This window comes from Proteus hauseri ATCC 700826 (genome assembly GCF_001654965.1).
Lineage (GTDB): Bacteria > Pseudomonadota > Gammaproteobacteria > Enterobacterales > Enterobacteriaceae > Proteus > Proteus hauseri.
This window is the reverse complement of record NZ_LXEV01000032.1, coordinates 87,639-106,368: the sequence shown is the minus strand read 5'-3', so window position 1 is coordinate 106,368 and position 18,730 is coordinate 87,639. Positions and strand designations below refer to the sequence as shown.

Here is an 18,730-nt window from a genome sequence, read left to right as displayed (position 1 = left end):
GATTCCTAAATGACGAAGAGTAAATAAAATAAGACTACTTTATAAAATATAAATTTAGTTTTACACCTAATCCTTCTATTTTACAAAGATAACTCTGTTTTTTATTAAATATAAAAATGAGAAAAATCAAAGTAATAAACAACTTATCTTTTTTATTGAGTTAAATAAACGTATTAAGTTATATCATTATGGATGCGGAAAAATAAAGATAATTGAGGATGTTGCCATAAACTTGCTGGTGTGGCTGCTGTTCTTTTCCAAGGTATTTGCCCAATAAACCATAACTTCCAAAATTGTAATTTTGCGTTAGGATTTTTAGTTAATAATTCGTTGAATGTTTCAATTTCACCTATTTTAATAGAAAGTGAAGATCTATAAATATCAAAAACAAAATTGTCAGTAAGGATCATATTTAACACCAGTATGATAGAGATTATGTAATCTTGAGGGAACTTGTGCAGTTAATACATTTTTTGCTCATCTGATAACTGTGTTTTTAATCGACGTATGCCATAGCGTTTTCTTCAGAACGCTTAATAAAGCGAGTTAAGGTCGTTGTCGTAGACAGTGGGGCTCGACTTTTTGCGACTAAGTAACCCTCACTCTTATGGCCTATAATAATACTGACATGATTACTCCAGCATAAAGAGGCTGGCGAAAAATGGTCTAAAAAGAGATGTGCCAAGACAAGTAAATACAATATCATCAACCTCCAATTGATGTGGATAGTTTATTTTGTTCGTCATTATGCGACCTATTAAATGTGATATTGTTAAATTATAAGATATTTATTTAATAGTTATTTTTCCATAATTAACATATTGAGTTAAAAACAAAAAATAATTTTATTTAAAAATAAAATACTAAGATAATACTAAAAATTAATAAATTATTTATTAACTAATTCAGTAGGGATCTCATATTTTACAATTACACTGTTCTTATAAAGTAATTCAGATTTTAATAATTGAGGAAAAGCACCTACATTATTTTTAGTATAGATATCGCGCCAAATTTCGTTGCAACGATATATATGCTCACCTTTTTTAATAAAAGAAGCATTTTTTTCGTAAATATGATAGCGATAATCTCTGGCTTCACTACATAGAAGTTCACCTTCTAATTGGCGCTCTGCTACATGTAAACGAATTTGATAATCATTAGGCGTTGGGTTGTATAACACCAAATCGATATAGTTATAAAAAATTGCAGCACCCGATCCAAAAGGCAGTACTCGTCCTTCATCAGGAAAAGGATCAAAACTATGATTCGCTTTTTCTATTACTTTTAATTCAGAATGTAATGCAAGCCAGTGAATTAAATTACTCGCCTGACAAATACCGCCACCCACACCGGTTCTGGCTTCACCATAAGAAAGTTGCATGCCATCAATAAAACCTCTTTTATAGCTAGGATTTCCCACCAAATAACAAAAAGAAAAATACTCACCAGAACGAATAACAATGCCATCAAGAGCATTTTCAACTAATTTAAGATTAGTTACTTTATTATATTGCAGTTGAATATCACTTTCGCCTCGTCGGCTAATTAGCTTAGAGGTATGCTTAATATAACGATGTGAAAGACGTAGCTCAGGTTGTATATTTTTACTGTACTTACGCCCTGAAAATAACCAGCTACAAGTGCGAAAAAAACGGCGTTGTGCCACTCTTAAACGATAAATAATAGGGTGATAAGACGAGAGTGTTTTTCGCATAAAAATCCTTTTAATCGATATTGGCAATGTGATAAAAATCGAACGCTATCATATCGATTAAATTGAAGGAATTATATGTTTCTCTTTTTAATGCAAAACGTAATTAGCTAAAAGTGTAGAAACATATTTAGGTGTTTAGATCTTTAGTGAGGATCTGTGCTTGTGATTGTAATACAGACAAGAAATTCTTAGTAGCTGGTGAGATATATTTCTCTTTATGATAAAAATAACGGATACCACGACTAAAATTAATGTCATCAAAAGCAACTTCACACAACAGTCCGGCTTTTAACTCTTGAGTAATTGATAGCCGAGATAAAATAGAAATTCCTAATCCATGAATAACGCCTTGTTTTATTCCTTCTAGGCTATTTATCTCCATTACATTGTTCAACTTTTTATTATGTTCTTTGATCCTATCTAATAAAAAATCACGGGTGGCTGAATGTTCAGGTTTTATTAAAAAAACCTCAGATTCAATATCAGAAAAATAGCAATGTTTCTCTTTTGCTAACCAATGCTCGGGTGAACAAATAAGCACTAAGGGATCAATTAAAAAGGTATCAAGGTGATATTCAGTCGGGTCTAAATAGATATGATCCGACATTATCAAAAACTCAAGCTCTTGAGTATCAAGTTTATGAATAAGCTGTGTTGAGTTTGAAATATCCATACTCAATTTAACTAAAGGCGATAGTTTTCTAAATTGCGCCATAATTTGAGGTAAAAGATATACTCCCACAAAATGACTAGCACCAAATTTAATTTCACCTTTTGAAGGATCATCAAACTGACGCATATGTTCAGAAGAGGATTGAACTAGGTTTATAATTTGAGTGGCATATTGCTGATAAACTTTTCCTTGAGGTGTCAAATAGAGTCGATTATTTATTCTTTCAAATAATGTTGTCTGTAACTCTTCTTCCAATTTCTTAATTTTAATACTGACACTGGGTTGAGTGCAAAATAAACGCTCAGCTGTTTCAGTGACGTTAAAACCATTAGCAAGTAACAGAAACGCATCAAGTTGGCTTAAGTTCATACAAATACCATAAATTATTTTTATAATAATAATATATTAATACAATTATCTTTATACCTCAATATTCCTATACTGAGCATCCTACCCTACATATTAAGAGGAACCAGTATGGAAAAGACTGCGAAGCGAGATGATATCGCTAAACCAGCGCCATCATCACCAAAACAAAATGGTAAGAAAATAACGTTAAAAACAATAGGAATACCTTTAGCTTTATTCGTACTACTCGTTTTATTTTTTATGCCAACACCAGAAGGTTTAAGTATTGAAGGGCAAAAAGCCATTGCCATCTTTTGTGCTGCGTTAATTTTATGGGTGTGTGGTTCTTTGCCTATTTATTTAACTTCGATGCTAGTCATTGTATTGCTGCCACTTACTGGCACTGTCGCAAAAGAGAAAGTTGTTTTTGGAACATTAGGTTATGACGTTATTTGGTTGATGGTATCCGCTTTTGTTTTAACTTCGGCAATGATTAAATCGAACATAGCCAGACGTTTTGCATTGTGGATGATTACTAAATTTGGTCAGACACCGAAAAAAGCGTTGTTTGTTCTTATTTTAATTAATTTTAGTTTAGTTTTCTTTGTTCCATCAACTACCGCACGAGCCACATTAATGGTGCCTATTTGTATGATCTTATTAGAGATACATAAGGCAATACCAGGAAAAAGTAATTACGGTAAATTAATGATGTTGCAAGGTGTTCAAGCAGATGCGCTTGCAACATCAGGGGTGATGACTGGAACCGCTGCCAATATTATTGCCGTTGGATTTATTAATTCCCAAGCTGGTGGTTCTATTGGTTATATGGATTGGTTAATTGCTTCTTTTCCATTAGCAATAGTTGGAATGACCATCTCATTTTTTATTGGATTAAAACTTTTCTCTTTTAAAGGCGAAGTCGATTTTGAAGGTTCTTTAGAAAAACTAAAGAAAGAACGTTCACAGCTTGGCGCATTAACTAAGAATGAGAAAAAAGCTATGTATATCTTTTTAATGGCGGTCTTTCTGTGGGCAACAGAGAGCTATCATCAAGAGATGTTCAGCTTTAAAATTAGTGTTTATATGACGGCTGTAATTGCTGCCATTCTCTGTTTAATGCCTCGTATTGGCTTATTAACATGGAATGAGGCCAATATTAAATGGGATCTAATGATATTTGCAGCAGGGGCTTATGCGGCAGGTAATACTTTAGAATCAACCCAAGGCGCACAGTGGTTAATTGGTAAAATGGTCTATGGGCTTGGCTTAGAAAATATGAGCACCACAATGGTTTATATTGTCGTTGTTTTCATCTGCATGTATAGCCATTTAATTTTCACTAGTAAAACGGTTAAAACCACCATATTAATTCCAGCGATTATTGCCCTTGCTAAAACATTAGGAATGGATCCCGTAACATTAGCTTTAGCCGCATCATTTACGCTGACATACACCATTACTTTACCGCCTCACTCTAAAGTAAATACGATTTATTTTTCTAGCGGTTACTTTAGCGTATTAGACCAAATGAAATATGGATTAATAACCTGTTTTGTTGGTGCAACGGTTATTTCTATAGCCATCTTTACTTGGTTCCAAATTCTTGGATATGGTCTTTAAAATTAAATTAAGGAATAATAATGAGACTTATTTTACTTAGACATGGTGAAACATTATGGAATATGGAATCCCGCTTGCAAGGACATGCAAACTCTTGTTTATCACCAAAAGGTATTAATCAAGCAATGGCGATAAAAGAGAGTATTAAATTATTATCGCCAACGCGGATTATTACATCAGACTTAGGTAGAACGGTACAAACAGCAGAAATTGTTGGTCATCCTGAAGCGATAAAAGAGCCTTTATTACGTGAATTAAATATGGGTGAATGGACAGGTCAACGTAAGCCAGAACTAATAAGACATCATGCAGATAAATATAAAAACTGGCGAGCAGGCACCTACACGCCACCAAAAGGTGAAAATTGGTTTGATTTCTGCGACCGTATTGGCTCTGCATTACAGCAGTGGGTACATAAAGAAGATAGTGATTTATTAGCCGTTGTGCATAGTGGTGTTATTCGAGCTGCTTGCAAAGTCTTTTTAAATTTATCACCAGAATTTTTATTACCTGCAACACCAGGCACAATTACTATTTTCAATTTTGATTTTGAATCTAATAAAGCGCCTAAGCTCGAAGGTTATAATATTGGTTCTCATATTCCAGATAGAAACGTTGCTGATTAAAAAGAAGTGGTTTTCAATTTAATCATATTATTCTAAGTATATTTTTTAAATTTTATTTATTAATTGTATCATTTTATGGTATTTAAAATAAGTCACTGAGATATTATATCAGAGCAGGGGAAACCTTGCTCTTTTTTTAGCTTTAATTCTAAGTAAATAATATTTATCAATATAATTGACAGAATGAAGTGCAAAGAGTCATCATTTTAAAATCATCTGGTATACTTATTATTTTATTGTTGGTAGAGAAAAAATGATCCACGGCTATATAAGCAGAGAATAGAGCAATGACTTACAAGCGCATTGCTCTATTAAATTTAAAGACTAATTTTCATTCTTACCAATAACCTAATACTTTCCACCATAAGCTACCAATTACAATCCAGATAATTAAGTTAACGACACTCATGACAAAACCTGCTTTCCACCATTCACCTAATGTAGCGTAACCAGAACCAAAAATAATTGGTGCTGTGCCAGTTCCGTAATGGGTTAGCGACATCATTAATGAAGATGAAAACGCTAATATTAATCCTAATAACATTGGTGGTGCGCCTAAGGTTAGTCCCGCAGCGTAAAATGCAGCAAACATAGCCGTAATATGTGCGGTAGTGCTAGCAAAGAAATAGTGAGAATAAACGTAAATTAGTACTAGTAATATCATGCCGCTTACCCAACTAATTCCCATATTATCAATACTTGTTCCTACACTAATGGATAACCACTTAATTAATCCTAATTTTCCTAAGAAGGATGCCATCATTACTAAGGCTGAGAACCATACAACGGTATCCCATGCCCCTTTGTTCTTTAAAATATCATCCCAATTTAATACGCCAGTGCATAACAAAATAGATAAACCAATAAATGCAGCTGTTGTGGCATTAATGCTAAAAGCACTACCAAATATCAGCGCCGGTATACCTGCCCACATAATTAACAATAAGGCAAACACAGCTAAAGTGATTTTTTCAGGTAACGATATTGGCCCTAGTTGAGCTAAACGCTCTTTGGCAAAATGAGGTGCGTTAGGTGTACTGGTTATTTCAGGTTTATATAAAAAATAGATAATTATTGGCATTAAAATTAATGAAATGATCGCGGGAACAAAAGCAGCAATAGCCCACATAGACCAGCTAAGTTCATATTCAGGGCTAGTTTCACTAATAATTAAGCTAACAATTAAAGGATTAGGTGCAGTTGCGGTAATAAACATCGCCGAGGTTATTGGATTAATATTATAGTTTACTAACGAGAGATAGCGTCCAATTTTACCACTGGTGCCATCTTCTGCTTTAGAATTAAAACTGTCAGAAATAGAGCGCATGATCGGATGAATAATACCGCCACCTCTCGCTGTATTACTTGGTGTTACTGGAGCTAAAATAGTTTCAGCAATCGCTAGTGAATAAGCAATACCTATCGTTTTTTTACCAAAAAGAGAAATAAAATAATAACCAATTCTGGCACCTAATCCGGTTTTATTTAAGCTCATTGAAACCATAATAGATATTCCAATTAACCAAATAAGATCGTTAGAAAAACCACTTAATGCATCATTTATTGCCGCCTTGGTAGAATTGGGATTAGTCACTCCTGTAACCGCAACTAATGCGATAGCAATAATAGAAACGGCACCAATAGGTAATGCTTTGCCGATAATTGCAGCGATAGTACCGACAAACAGTGCTAATAAGTGCCAAGCATTAGGGTCAACACCTTTAGGCACTGGTACAAAAAACCAAATAATTAAGGTAATAGAAACAGCGAGTAATGTCGGTATGGGTCGTAATGGAGTTAAATTTTTCATTTGGTTATTCCATTAAAAGGCAGGTGAAAGAGATAATTTAAAAAAATATAAAGCTAATAAGTATTTTTATTAATTATAATCTTATTAACATATTTTTAAATATTCATTGATGAAAGTCATAAAAATAAAAACAAATATTAACTTAATCCTTTAATGATCATTTTTATGTAACTAAATGTTTTCAATAATATACCATTTTTCCATGCCATTGTTTTACATTGTTTTTAAATGTGTCGAGAAAATATATGTAATAAATTTTCATTCAATGATAGGTGGTATTTTATTTTTATTGTGATATGCGTTGTCTTGTTAATATCACATATTTATAAATCATTTCCGAGGTGGTTAATATATTTATGATAGAGTGTTCGATCAGCTTTAATTTATATTATTTACTTCAACTATAATGTCATTAACAATATGATAAATACAAAAATATTAAAACAAGAGCTATTCTTGTTATAATACATAAGCCTGAAACAATTCAGCTATATATTGAAAATAACTAAATAGGTGATACACCATGAAGTATGATTTAAACGATCTATATTATTTTGTTAAAGTCGTCGAGTTTGGTAGCTTTTCTCAAGCGGCTGAAATATTAGGGATCCCTAAATCTAAACTGAGTCGTCGTATCGCTGACTTAGAGCAAAAGCTTAATGTCTCTTTGATTTATCGTTCTACTCGTCAATTTCATGTTACCAAAATAGGGCAAGCTTTTTATCAGCAGTGTAAAAACGTAGTTGCTGAAGCTGAAATTGCAGAAGAGGTTATTTGCTCTGCGCAGGGGCATCCTCATGGTACTATTAAGCTGTCTTGTCCTGTCGCGTTATTGCAGATTTATATTCAAGATATTCTGGTCGATTTTATGGTGCAATATCCCGATATTAATATTCAAATTTTAGCTATAAATCGACCTGTAGATGTTATTAGTGAAGGATTAGATTTAGCATTACGAGTTAGAGCGTTGCCTTTAGATGATTCTGGTTTAACAATGAAAATATTAGGTTATTCTCGTCGTGTATTAGTGGCGAGTCCTATTCTTTTTGAATCAAAAAGTATTCCCGGATCACCAGAGCAACTTGCAGATTATCCCATTCTTGCGAATAGCGAACATTCACAGCAATATACTCTTACATTAACGCATACTGATGGCTCTGTATTAACTCAACATGTGACGCCAAAATTAGCGACAACGGATGTACTAACGTTATATAAAGCAACACTGAAAGGATTAGGAATAACACGGTTACCATTAAGTGTGGTTGAAAAAGATCTACAAAATGGTTCATTAATTGAAGTGTTACCACAATGGCGTTTTCCAAAAGATGTCATTCATGCAGTTTATCCATCTCGAAAAGGATTACTACCTGCAATTCAAGCATTGCTTGATTACTTATCTGAAAATATGTCGTCATTAAAAGAAGACTAAAAGCAAGATTAGAAGAGATAAAACAGCTCCTGTTATAATTAAAGAGGAGCTGTTTTATTTACATAATGTTCAAAGGTATTAATGCTGTTATTTATTAGATATACGGCCAAATTTGCCCTGGTTAAAATCATCAATAGCTTGTTTTATTTCAGCTTCACTATTCATAACAAAAGGGCCATATCCAACAACGGGCTCATTAATTGGTTCCCCACTTAAAAATAGGATTAATGCATCTTCGGTTGCTTCAATATTTATTGAGCCACCTTCGTTATCTAAAATAACCAAGTCACCTGTTTGTAATTGAGTTTGGCTATCGAGGTAAATACTACCGTGTAATACGATTAAACCTACATGGCGATTTTTCTTGCTCGGCAAATTAACAGATTTACTCGCTTTTAATTGAATATCCCAAACATCAACAGGTGAAAATGTTTTAGCTGCACCTTTTGTATCTTGATAATCACCAGCAATAATCCGTAAATGACCAGCATCATCTGGCAGCGAAATTACTGGAATATTGCTCTGTTTTAATAATTGATAACCTGCTGGTGCTGATTTGGCTTTTGAAGGTAAATTAACCCACAATTGCACCATATCTAAAACACCGCCTTGTTTGGTAAAGGCATCAGAATGATACTCTTGATGTAAAATACCTGATGCAGCAGTCATCCACTGCACATCACCAGGGCCAATAACCCCGCCTTCACCTGTTGAATCATGGTGTGCCACTTCACCTTTATAAACCAATGTTACCGTTTCAAATCCACGATGGGGATGTTCACCAACGCCTCTATTGTGGTCTGCTGATGCTGGGAAATCAGTTGGACCAGCTCTGTCTAGTAATAAAAAAGGATCCAGATATTTGCCATGATTGCCATAACTAAATAATGAACGGACATGAAAGCCATCACCAACCCAATGTTGGCGAGGGGCTTTATAAATACCAATTATTTTTTTCATGATGATATTCCTATAATATTTCTATAGGGTGTATTTTAAGTAAATAAAAAAAATTAAGTAGTAGCGAAAATAGATTTCATTATTCTAAAAATAGAACAATGAAACATTTAGTTATTGTTCTATTTTTAGAATAGTGTTTGTCATAATTAGTACTACCGAGATTTTAATTAATTTACTACTGTTTAATAAAGAGTGAGATGAGATAGATAACGTTTCTTTCTATCACTGTTAATAATCAATATTTATTAATTAAAAGGAAAATTTAAATGAGTACTCCAGCTAATTTTAATGGTCAACGTCCGGTTATTAATCCTGATGATGCTGTGATGTTATTAATTGATCACCAAAGTGGTTTATTTCAAACTGTTGGCGATATGCCAATGACAGAGTTACGCGCTCGTGCTTCTATTTTAGCTAAAATGGCAACACTTGCTAAGATACCTGTTATTACAACAGCTTCAGTTCCACAAGGTCCTAATGGTCCATTAATTCCTGAAATTCATCAAAATGCACCTCATGCAAAATATATTGCACGTAAAGGTGAAATTAATGCGTGGGATAATCCAGAGTTTGTTGAAGCGGTAAAAGCAACAGGTAAAAAACAGTTAATTATTGCAGGTACAATTACTAGCGTTTGCATGGCGTTCCCTGCAATTAGTGCAGTTTCAGAAGGCTATCAAGTGTTTGCTGTTATTGATGCTTCAGGTACTTACAGTAAGATGGCAGAAGAAATTACTTTAGCTCGTATCGTTCAAGCAGGTGTGGTGCCGATGGATACTGCTGCCGTTGCCTCTGAGATTCAAAAAACATGGAACCGTGCTGATGCGTTAGAATGGGCACAAGCATATACTCAAATTTTTCCTGCTTATCAATTATTAATTGAGAGTTATAGTAAAGCACAAGATGTTTTAAAAAATAATGAAATATTAGATTCTCAACGTTAATTTTATTATTAACTATCTTTTATCTTTTATCTTTTATCTTTTATCTTTTATCTTTTATCTTTTATCTTTTATCTTTTATCTTTTATCTTTTATCTTTTATCTTTTATCTTTTATCTTTTATCTTTTATCTTTTTCTGTTTGATTTATTTATATAATGCCTATAAAGAATATGCTTTATAGGCATTTTTATATCATTAATGTTTATTTTCATTAAGGTTAATTAGGATTAATAAAATGAAAAATATTTTATCTTCTGTATTGGCTGTGCTATTTTTTATTCCTATTGCACAGCAGAAGAATATAAACTAGAACCAACGAAAACCAAAGCTATGTTTTATATTTATCACTTTTGTATATCGACAAATAGTGGTGGTTTTTATGAAATTAATGGTGATTTTCTTATTGGATAGAAAATAAAATGGGTTCAATTAAAGTTTCTTTTCCTGTTAAAACATTAAATATGGGTTTAACTACATTTGATAGTCATATCAAAAATTCTGATATTTTAGATGTAAAGAAATATCCAATAATTAAATTTATATCGACAAAATAGAATTTTGAGAATAATAAATCTATTTCTGTTGACGGTTTATTAACCATGAAAGGTAAAACACATCCAGTACAATTAGAAGCCACTAAATTTAATTGTTATGAAAGCCCTGTATTTAATGCTTCTGTTTGTGGAGGTGATTTTGAAACAACAATTAAACGATCACAATGGGATGTCGATTTCTTAGTAAAAGAAGGAATGGCAGATAGCATAACATTAAAAATACAAGTAGAAACGATTAAACAGTAAGTTAATTAAACGCCATGAAACGCTCTCTAATAAATATAGAGTACTTTTTATTAAATTAAAGTCAAATATGAATAATGTAAATTACAAACCTTGGCTAATTTAATATAAATATTGAATTTTATTTGTTGATAATAAGATTTTATTGCTGTATGTTATAAAATTGTTGCATGATTAGTAAAACCACTTGTTTTATAATGTTTTTATCCTCATTGATTTGTTTCTCATAAGCTAAATTTCTCAATTAATTATTTATTTTTTTATTTTTAAATTAATGATCTTTTACTCATCATAATTTATTTAATAAATACCCATCGATTAAATAAAAATTTTTTACAATAGATAAGTGTGACTTCAGTCACTCTACATTTTGATATTTCTTCAGTATGTTTATATACAGAGATTCAAATACGAAGATTCAAAAATATTATTAAATATTGCTTAAGTACATAAGCAAATAGGCTTTTTATTATCAAAAAAACGAAATGCAAATAAATATGTGGCGTTACATATATTAAATGCGTTAAGGATATCATAATGATCCATGCTTTTATTAAAAAAGGGAGCTTTCAGGATTCAGTAAGCCTGATGATTATTTCCCGAAAATTAAGTGAAGCCCCAGAGGTGGAAGAAATTTCCGTCATGATGGGTACACCAGCGAATAAATCTCTTCTTGATGTCACCGGTTTTTGGCATGACATGTTCAATGAAGCTACCCCAAATGATATCTGTGTTTCTATTAAAGCAGAATCAGATGATCCTGCCATTATCGATATGATTTCTACCGCGTTAGAAGATGCATTAACAGATATCGCTAATGGTCAGAAAGGTGGCAATAAATTAACCACAGTTCGTAGCTGGCGCACCGCGAATCAAAAAAATCCTAATGCCAATATGCTGCTTATCTCAATTGCAGGTGAATATGCTGCGGAATTAGCAGATACCGGATTAGATGATGGCTGTAATGTAATGTTATTTTCAGACAACGTTTCTATTGCTGATGAGAAAGCACTAAAAGAAAAAGCGGCTGCTAAAGGTTTGATTGTTATGGGACCGGACTGTGGTACTGCAAATATCGCAGGTGCACCATTAGCTTTTGCTAACATCGCACCGAAAGGTTCTATTGGTATTGTTGGCGCATCAGGAACAGGTATTCAAGAAATTACCTCACAAATTGTTTTGCAACGTCAGGGGATTTCTCACTCTATTGGTTTAGGTGGGCGTGATTTAACAGAGCAAATTGGCGGGATTAGTGCTGTAACCGCAATTAATATGTTAGCGGCTGATCCTAATACTCGTGTAATTGCTTTTGTTTCAAAACCACCGGCACCGGCTGTGCGCCAAAAAATTATCGCTGAAATGAAGCGTCATAATAAACCTATAGTGGCTCAATTCTTAGGTACAACCCCTGAAAAATTCCAAGACGATAACATCTATTTCACTCGTACTTTAGATGAAACCGCACGTATTGCGGCTGAGTTAGCGCGTGTCGAAGATATCGCGGCTGAATTACCGAAAGTGGCAGGTAAGAAAATTATTGGTCTTTACGCTGGCGGTACCTTAGCCGCTGAGTGTGCGATGTTGTTATCTGAAAAACTCAATATTGAGGTCGATAACGAACACAAGCAAGGCACTATGCTAGATGCTGATGGCCATAAAATCATTGATATGGGAGATGATTTTTATACTCAGGGTAAACCGCACCCAATGATCGACCCTTCAACACGTAATAAATTTATTAGTGAGCTGAGTGATAAAACAGAAGCTGGCGTGTTACTGGTTGATTTTGTTATCGGTTATGGCGCTACGCAAGATCCTGCTGGCGCACTGATCCAAGAAATCAAAAAGCTGAACGAAAAACGTGGTGAAACCAATCCATTAATCACTATCGCCACTATTACAGGTACAGAAGACGATCCACAAAACCGCAGTGAGCAGCAAAAGCAGCTTAAAGAAGCGGGCATCATTGTGATGGATACTTTGCCAGAAGCGGTGTTATTAGCCAAAGAATTAATCCAGCCACATCCAGTAGAAGCACATACTGAAGTTTCGCCACTACTTAACGGGATCTCTGTGATCAATGCAGGATTACGTAGTTTTGCAGACGATCTGCAATCAAGCGGTACGCCTGTTGTTCATTATCAGTGGGCACCTGTCGCGGGTGGTAATAAAAAACTGGCTGAAATATTAAAGAAATTGAAATAAGGAATTGCAGATATGTACACAACTATCGAACAAGCGAATGAAGCAGTAATCGAGCGTATCCGTGAAGCCCGTCCTCACTGGTGTGATGTTAGTCTTGCTAAAGAACTCGTTCCACAATTAGAAAGTGGTAAAAAATTACTGCATGCAGGTCCCCCTGTTACTTGGGAAGAGATGAGCGGCCCTGTGCGTGGTGCATGTATCGGTGCTTCTTTATTTGAAGGCTGGGCACAAAACGAAGAACAAGCTTTGGCTATGTTAGCGGCGGGTGAAATTGAGTTTATTCCTTGTCACAACGTGAATGCAGTAGGCCCAATGGGCGGTATTACTTCTGCGCATATGCCAATGTTGGTTATCAAAAACCACGTTCACGGCAACTATGCTTACTGCAACATGAACGAAGGTATTGGTAAAGTGATGCGTTTTGGTGCTTATGGCCCAGATGTTCAAGAGCGCCTGCACTGGATGCGTAATAGCTTAGCTCCGGTTTTAAAAGCGGCATTAGCTACTATCGAAAACGGTATTGACCTAACTGCGATTATGGGTCAAGCAATTACTATGGGTGATGAATTTCACCAACGTAATATCGCCGCCTCTGCATTATTACTGCGGGAATTAGCACCAATTCTAACCACGTTAGATATCGACGATGCTGAAATCACTAAAGTAATGAAATTCTTAAGTATTACAGACCAGTTCTTCCTGAACTTAGCGATGGCTTACTGTAAAGCGGCTATGGATGCAGGTGCTCAAATCAAACAAGGTACTATCGTCACCGTTATGACACGTAATGGTAGTAACTTTGGTATCAAAATCAGTGGAATGGGTGACCAATGGTTTACTGCACCTGTTAATACGCCACAAGGCCTGTTTTTCTCTGGTTTTAGCCAAGCTGATGCTAACCCAGATATTGGTGATAGCGCGATTACTGAAACCTTTGGTATCGGTGGTGCAGCAATGGTCGCAGCACCAGGTGTGACTCGCTTTGTTGGGGCGTCAGGTGGTATGGATGCAGCGCGCGATGTGACAGAAGAAATGGCTGAGATCTACCTTGCTCGTAACATGATGTTACAAATTCCAACTTGGGATTTCCAAGGTGCATGTTTAGGGTTAGACGCTCGCCGTGTTGTTGAAACAGGTATCACCCCGCTGATTAATACAGGTATCGCTCATAAAGATCCCGGTGTTGGTCAAATTGGTGCAGGTACAGTACGTGCGCCTTTAGGTTGTTTTGAAAAAGCGATAGTTGCATTAGCTGAAGAATTAGGTATCGAAGCTTAATTTCGCTTTGTAATGAAAAAAGCACCGCAATAAGGGGGCAGTATGCAAATTCAGGCACTTCAAACCAGTCAGCATATCACTGATTTTGAAGGTGACATTAAATGTGTGGGAATTTATGACCATGCACTGAATTTCATTTGCCCTCAGCAACGCTTAATCACTTTTCATCGTGAAGGAAGAGGATTAAGCCCGATGGGGTGGTTACTTGAGCAAGATGATTTTGACCATCTAGCAAAACAATGCCATCCCTCGGTGATGATGAAGATAAAAAATAATCAGGCGACATTAGCAAACCAATTAACTGTAGTTGCCGGTCGTACTGAGTATTTGAAATTACAAGATAAAGCGGATTTAGATTTGCGTTGGTTAGAGAGCTTTTTTTCTCTGTTATCGCCAGCGATAGCAACAGGGCTTTATGGTCCTTTGAAAAATTATCGTCAAATCGCACAAATTAGTGAAATTAGATTACTAACTAAGCTATTTCATAACCAGCTGGCAGGCAATACGGTTAACTGGGCAATTTTTACAGGGAAAGGTCCAGGATTAACGCCAAGTTCAGATGATATGCTGGTAGGAATGTTATTTGCACATTATTTAACTGAACCAGAGAAAAGCCTTAGTCATTTTTTTAATGACACACCATCTTTATCTTTATTAACCACCATTGTCAGTAAACATTATTTGGAATATGCCACACAGGGAATATTTTCTACCTATCTCATTCAATTAGGTAAAAAAATAAAAAATAAAGAGATTATTTTTAAGGATATGTTGGAAATACTTTCTATTGGTCATCATTCAGGAGCCGATACTTTACTGGGATTATGGATTGGTTACCAAACTAAAAAACAACAACAGCATATTAATTAATTTTTTTAATAAAAGAATTTATATAAACATTCGGATACGGATAATTATGAAAACAATTGTTATTGCTTTAGGCGGAAATGCATTATTGCAACGCGGAGAAGTTTTGTCGGCAGAGAATCAATATAAAAATATTGAATTGATGTCAGAGACAATTAATAAATTAGCGCAAGAGTATCGTGTTGTATTAGTACATGGTAATGGGCCTCAGGTTGGTTTGCTTGCATTACAAAACCTTGCTTATCAAGAAGTTCCTGCGTATCCATTGGATATCTTGGTTGCAGAAAGCCAAGGTATGATTGGTTATATGATGATGCAAAAGATTAATCAACATCATCCAGAACAAGCAATTACCACAGTGATGACGCGTGTTTCAGTTGATATTAATGATGAAGCGTTTAATGACCCAAGTAAATTTATCGGCCCTATTTACGATAAAGAAAATATGGAGCAATTAATCGAGAAGTATCAATGGACATTTAAACCAGACGGTAAACATTATCGTCGTGTTGTGCCATCACCAACACCGAAAAAGATTATTGATATCGAAGCAGTAAGACTTTTATTAGATAAAGGTCATATTGTTATTTGTGGTGGTGGTGGCGGTATTCCCGTCAACAATTCAAATAATGAATTTATTGGTAGTGAAGCTGTTATTGATAAAGATTTAACTGCGGCTTTAATTTCTCGTGAATTAAATGCAGAGCACTTTGTTATTTTAACAGAAGCAGATGCTATTTATAAAAATTGGGGAACACCAGAACAAGCGGCTATTCGTGAAGCAACACCAGAAGAACTTGCACCAATGGCAGTTGCTGATGGCGCTATGGGACCAAAAATCATGGCTGTCAGTGATTTTGTTAATGCAACAGGGCAACAGGCTCATATTGGTGCATTACAAAACATCCAACAAGTTATTGAAGGTCAGTCTGGCACTTTAATTTATAAGTCTTAATAAGAAATTCTTTCAGGAGCGTCATTATGAACGATGCACAAGTGAATGAGAGTAAAGGCAAAGTCCCTTATTGGGTCAAGCTGACGATTATCTTCTTCTTTGGTTGGATTGCGCTTTATGGTAGCCGCGCAATTGTTGGGCCATTGATGGTTAATATTGGTGCTGAGTTTGATTTAACCAAAGCACAACTCGGTTCCATTATGAGTATCTTCTTTATCGGATACACTGCATTAAATATTCCATCAGGCATGATTGGTGATTATTTAGGTAAGAAAAAAGTATTAGTTACTGGTGTGATCTTATTTGGTGGATTCACCATGATCGCGGGTATGATGCCAACTTATGTAACCTTTATGTTCGCATGGGTTATGGTTGGGGTTTTCCAAGGTTTCTACTATGGTCCTCAGTACGGTTTATCATCAGAAGCGATACCAAAACATCGTATTACATTAGGTAGTGCGATTATCAATAGTGGTATGGCATTTGGTCTATCAATTGGTTACTACATCTCTAGTATTTCTGTTGGTGAGATGGGGATGAGTTGGCGTGCGCCGTTCTATATCATTGGTGTACCAATTATTATCATTGGTCTGATGATGTTATGGATTATTAAAGATAAGCCAAAAAATAAAGCGTCTTCAACGGATCCTGATGCACCAAAACAAAAAACCAAACTAACTTTCAAAGACTTATTTGGTAACCGTAATATTAACCTAGCTTACATCACTATTTTCTGTTCAATTTATGGCTTCTTTGTATTAGTAACCTGGTTGCCGTACTACCTTGAAACAGAACGTGGCATTACCGGAACACAAATCTCAACTATCGCATCATTAATGCCTTGGTTTGCTATTCCGGGCTCACTGATATTTAGCTGGATTTCAGACAAGTTAGGTCGCCGTAAGCCAGTATTATTGGTGATGTTACCACTATCTTTAGTGGCAATTCTTGCGGTTCCGATGTCAGAATCAATGCCAGTATTAATTGGTGCACTGATTCTTTACGGTATTGTCGGTAAAATTAGTACTAACCCAGTTTTAGTTGCTGTTGTTGCTGATAACTCACCGCGCCATGCGTTAGGAACCTCCTTTGGTGTTTATAACTGTATCGGTATGTTAGGTTCTGTTTTCGCACCAACGCTTACCGGTTTCTTATCTGATAAAACAGGCAGTATGGACTCTGGTTTCTATTTCGCTGCAATACTTATTTGTGTTGGTATTGTTGCTAGCTTATTTATTAAAGAAAGCCCAGAAGCAACACCGGCAAAATAGTCAGTTATATAAGATTATAAAGTGTGAACAAAAGGGCAAACTTAGGTTTGCCCTTTTTAATTTAAGGGATCATAAAAAGATTGTACACTAGGATGACTTTGTTGAAATAGTTCAACTAAATAACTGACAACAGCACCTTTTTTATCTTCACACCAAGCAAGCGAAAGTGGCGAATTATGACGTCGATTTTTGACTTCTTTTGCAATTAACTGTCCACTATCAATTAATGGTTTGCATAAACTTAATGGCAAAAATCCGATACCGACCCCTTTTAAATGACAAGCTAGTTTAGTATGTAAATCAGGAACTCTAATTTCATGCTGCCCTGATAAACGCCAAGCAGTACGCTTAGAAAGGTGGCGAGATGTATCTTCAACGTTTACAGCAGAATACATACGCATTTGATCGTCACTTAATACGCCCGTTACATTTGCTAAAGGATGATTTGGGGCGACAACAAATTGCCACTGAATTTCTCCCATAGCACAAATGTTAATATTATTCTTAAGGGATTCATTGCCTGTTACACCTATCGCAAAATGATAATCTTCATTAATTAACGCATCCCAAACACCCATATAAACTTGGCGTGTAATATGAAACTGAGTTGATGGAAAACGTTGATGCAGGCAAGCCAACATACTGGCGACAGCAGTGCGATCATAAAGCAGATTATTAATGACAATATTAACCTGATGTTCAACACCCGCGTTCATTTGTTGCAGCTCAATAGGCATTGATTCTAACCACACAATCCATTGACGACATTTTTCTAAGAGGTATTCGCCAGCCGGGGTTAATGTCACGGTTCTTGTGGTGCGATTAAACAATTGAGTGCCAATATTTTCCTCTAACGTTTTTATGCGATAACTAATGGCGGCGGAGGTTTTATGAAGTACATCAGCGGCTTTAGTAAAACTTTGACAATCTGCAACCTGTATAAAAGTACGGATCATTTCTTGATCTAACATATTTTTTATCCTGATGGTATGAGAGGAAAAAATCAGCGAAATATTCTGACTTAAAAAATAAAAATAAAGCTTACCTATCTTTTTTATCGTCTATGCAGCAATGTAAGTAACGTTTTATAGTGTTAAGGATTTTTATGATGTCTTACTTTTTATTGTGCATTGTATGAAATTTTGATTATTTAAAGATAAGCAATAAAGCATACTAACAAAGATTTCATCTGATGATGGGAGAAATCAGAAAATCTGCATCATAA

General features: G+C 35.1%; 14 protein-coding genes and 2 pseudogenes. 10 read left to right on the top strand and 6 right to left on the bottom strand.

Annotated features, from left to right (window positions below):
• Positions 1 to 173 precede the first annotated feature (173 nt).
• From M997_RS14995 to M997_RS14985, 3 genes and pseudogenes are all read right to left on the bottom strand, one after another.
• Positions 174 to 746, bottom strand: a pseudogene (locus tag M997_RS14995) (YebB family permuted papain-like enzyme).
• A gap of 143 nt (positions 747 to 889) precedes the next feature.
• Positions 890 to 1,717, bottom strand: a complete 828-nt coding sequence (locus M997_RS14990; RefSeq protein WP_064720917.1) for a VanW family protein — start codon at positions 1,715 to 1,717, stop codon at positions 890 to 892.
• Positions 1,718 to 1,844: 127 nt separating this feature from the next.
• On the bottom strand, positions 1,845 to 2,759 hold the full coding sequence (locus M997_RS14985) for a LysR family transcriptional regulator (RefSeq protein ID WP_064720916.1): 915 nt from the start codon (positions 2,757 to 2,759) through the stop codon (positions 1,845 to 1,847).
• A 108-nt stretch (positions 2,760 to 2,867) separates the two neighbouring features.
• Between M997_RS14985 and M997_RS14980 the strand changes: the two genes are divergently transcribed.
• Both M997_RS14980 and M997_RS14975 read left to right on the top strand, forming a co-directional pair.
• Positions 2,868 to 4,361, top strand: a complete 1,494-nt coding sequence (locus M997_RS14980) for an SLC13 family permease (protein WP_064720915.1) — start codon at positions 2,868 to 2,870, stop codon at positions 4,359 to 4,361.
• 20 nt (positions 4,362 to 4,381) lie between these two features.
• The gene (locus tag M997_RS14975) at positions 4,382 to 4,987 is read left to right on the top strand and encodes a histidine phosphatase family protein (protein ID WP_064720914.1); all 606 of its coding nucleotides are present in this window, start codon (positions 4,382 to 4,384) and stop codon (positions 4,985 to 4,987) included.
• 337 nt (positions 4,988 to 5,324) lie between these two features.
• On the opposite strand, the gene M997_RS14970 is transcribed toward M997_RS14975, so the two are convergent.
• The gene (locus M997_RS14970; RefSeq protein WP_064720913.1) at positions 5,325 to 6,797 is read right to left on the bottom strand and encodes an anion permease; all 1,473 of its coding nucleotides are present in this window, start codon (positions 6,795 to 6,797) and stop codon (positions 5,325 to 5,327) included.
• 523 nt (positions 6,798 to 7,320) lie between these two features.
• On the opposite strand from M997_RS14970, the gene M997_RS14965 reads away from it, so the two are divergent.
• Entirely contained in the window at positions 7,321 to 8,229 is a 909-nt protein-coding gene (locus M997_RS14965; protein WP_064720912.1) for a LysR substrate-binding domain-containing protein, read from the top strand.
• 87 nt (positions 8,230 to 8,316) lie between these two features.
• Here M997_RS14965 and M997_RS14960 read toward each other — a convergent pair whose 3' ends face one another.
• A complete protein-coding gene (locus M997_RS14960; RefSeq protein WP_064720911.1) occupies positions 8,317 to 9,189 on the bottom strand; it encodes a pirin family protein in 873 nt (290 codons plus the stop codon).
• Positions 9,190 to 9,455: 266 nt separating this feature from the next.
• Between M997_RS14960 and M997_RS14955 the strand changes: the two genes are divergently transcribed.
• From M997_RS14955 to M997_RS14925, 7 genes and pseudogenes are all read left to right on the top strand, one after another.
• The gene (locus M997_RS14955; protein ID WP_064720910.1) at positions 9,456 to 10,133 is read left to right on the top strand and encodes a hydrolase; all 678 of its coding nucleotides are present in this window, start codon (positions 9,456 to 9,458) and stop codon (positions 10,131 to 10,133) included.
• Positions 10,134 to 10,551: 418 nt separating this feature from the next.
• Positions 10,552 to 10,932, top strand: a pseudogene (locus M997_RS14950) (YceI family protein).
• A 534-nt stretch (positions 10,933 to 11,466) separates the two neighbouring features.
• On the top strand, positions 11,467 to 13,134 hold the full coding sequence (locus tag M997_RS14945; RefSeq protein WP_064720909.1) for an acyl-CoA synthetase FdrA: 1,668 nt from the start codon (positions 11,467 to 11,469) through the stop codon (positions 13,132 to 13,134).
• Positions 13,135 to 13,146: 12 nt separating this feature from the next.
• A complete protein-coding gene (locus M997_RS14940; protein WP_064720908.1) occupies positions 13,147 to 14,412 on the top strand; it encodes a YlbE family protein in 1,266 nt (421 codons plus the stop codon).
• A gap of 42 nt (positions 14,413 to 14,454) precedes the next feature.
• Entirely contained in the window at positions 14,455 to 15,282 is an 828-nt protein-coding gene (locus M997_RS14935) for an oxamate carbamoyltransferase subunit AllH family protein (protein WP_064720907.1), read from the top strand.
• Between the two features lie 46 nt (positions 15,283 to 15,328).
• Positions 15,329 to 16,234: a carbamate kinase gene (locus tag M997_RS14930; RefSeq protein WP_064720906.1), complete on the top strand. Its 906-nt coding sequence runs from the start codon at positions 15,329 to 15,331 to the stop codon at positions 16,232 to 16,234.
• Positions 16,235 to 16,260: 26 nt separating this feature from the next.
• The gene (locus M997_RS14925) at positions 16,261 to 17,505 is read left to right on the top strand and encodes an MFS transporter (RefSeq protein ID WP_064720905.1); all 1,245 of its coding nucleotides are present in this window, start codon (positions 16,261 to 16,263) and stop codon (positions 17,503 to 17,505) included.
• A gap of 56 nt (positions 17,506 to 17,561) precedes the next feature.
• On the opposite strand, the gene allS is transcribed toward M997_RS14925, so the two are convergent.
• On the bottom strand, positions 17,562 to 18,476 hold the full coding sequence (allS, locus tag M997_RS14920) for an HTH-type transcriptional activator AllS (RefSeq protein ID WP_064720904.1): 915 nt from the start codon (positions 18,474 to 18,476) through the stop codon (positions 17,562 to 17,564).
• Positions 18,477 to 18,730: the final 254 nt, after the last annotated feature.

Excerpts from the sequence above, each read along its gene's own strand:
- M997_RS14990 (WP_064720917.1), bottom strand. The coding sequence starts at position 1,717 with ATGCGAAAAACACTCTCGTCTTATCACCCTATTATTTATCGTTTAAGA.
- M997_RS14985 (WP_064720916.1), bottom strand. The coding sequence starts at position 2,759 with ATGAACTTAAGCCAACTTGATGCGTTTCTGTTACTTGCTAATGGTTTT.
- M997_RS14980 (WP_064720915.1), top strand. The coding sequence starts at position 2,868 with ATGGAAAAGACTGCGAAGCGAGATGATATCGCTAAACCAGCGCCATCA.
- M997_RS14975 (WP_064720914.1), top strand. The coding sequence starts at position 4,382 with ATGAGACTTATTTTACTTAGACATGGTGAAACATTATGGAATATGGAA.
- M997_RS14970 (WP_064720913.1), bottom strand. The coding sequence starts at position 6,797 with ATGAAAAATTTAACTCCATTACGACCCATACCGACATTACTCGCTGTT.
- M997_RS14965 (WP_064720912.1), top strand. The coding sequence starts at position 7,321 with ATGAAGTATGATTTAAACGATCTATATTATTTTGTTAAAGTCGTCGAG.
- M997_RS14960 (WP_064720911.1), bottom strand. The coding sequence starts at position 9,189 with ATGAAAAAAATAATTGGTATTTATAAAGCCCCTCGCCAACATTGGGTT.
- M997_RS14955 (WP_064720910.1), top strand. The coding sequence starts at position 9,456 with ATGAGTACTCCAGCTAATTTTAATGGTCAACGTCCGGTTATTAATCCT.
- M997_RS14945 (WP_064720909.1), top strand. The coding sequence starts at position 11,467 with ATGATCCATGCTTTTATTAAAAAAGGGAGCTTTCAGGATTCAGTAAGC.
- M997_RS14940 (WP_064720908.1), top strand. The coding sequence starts at position 13,147 with ATGTACACAACTATCGAACAAGCGAATGAAGCAGTAATCGAGCGTATC.
- M997_RS14935 (WP_064720907.1), top strand. The coding sequence starts at position 14,455 with ATGCAAATTCAGGCACTTCAAACCAGTCAGCATATCACTGATTTTGAA.
- M997_RS14930 (WP_064720906.1), top strand. The coding sequence starts at position 15,329 with ATGAAAACAATTGTTATTGCTTTAGGCGGAAATGCATTATTGCAACGC.
- M997_RS14925 (WP_064720905.1), top strand. The coding sequence starts at position 16,261 with ATGAACGATGCACAAGTGAATGAGAGTAAAGGCAAAGTCCCTTATTGG.
- allS (WP_064720904.1), bottom strand. The coding sequence starts at position 18,476 with ATGTTAGATCAAGAAATGATCCGTACTTTTATACAGGTTGCAGATTGT.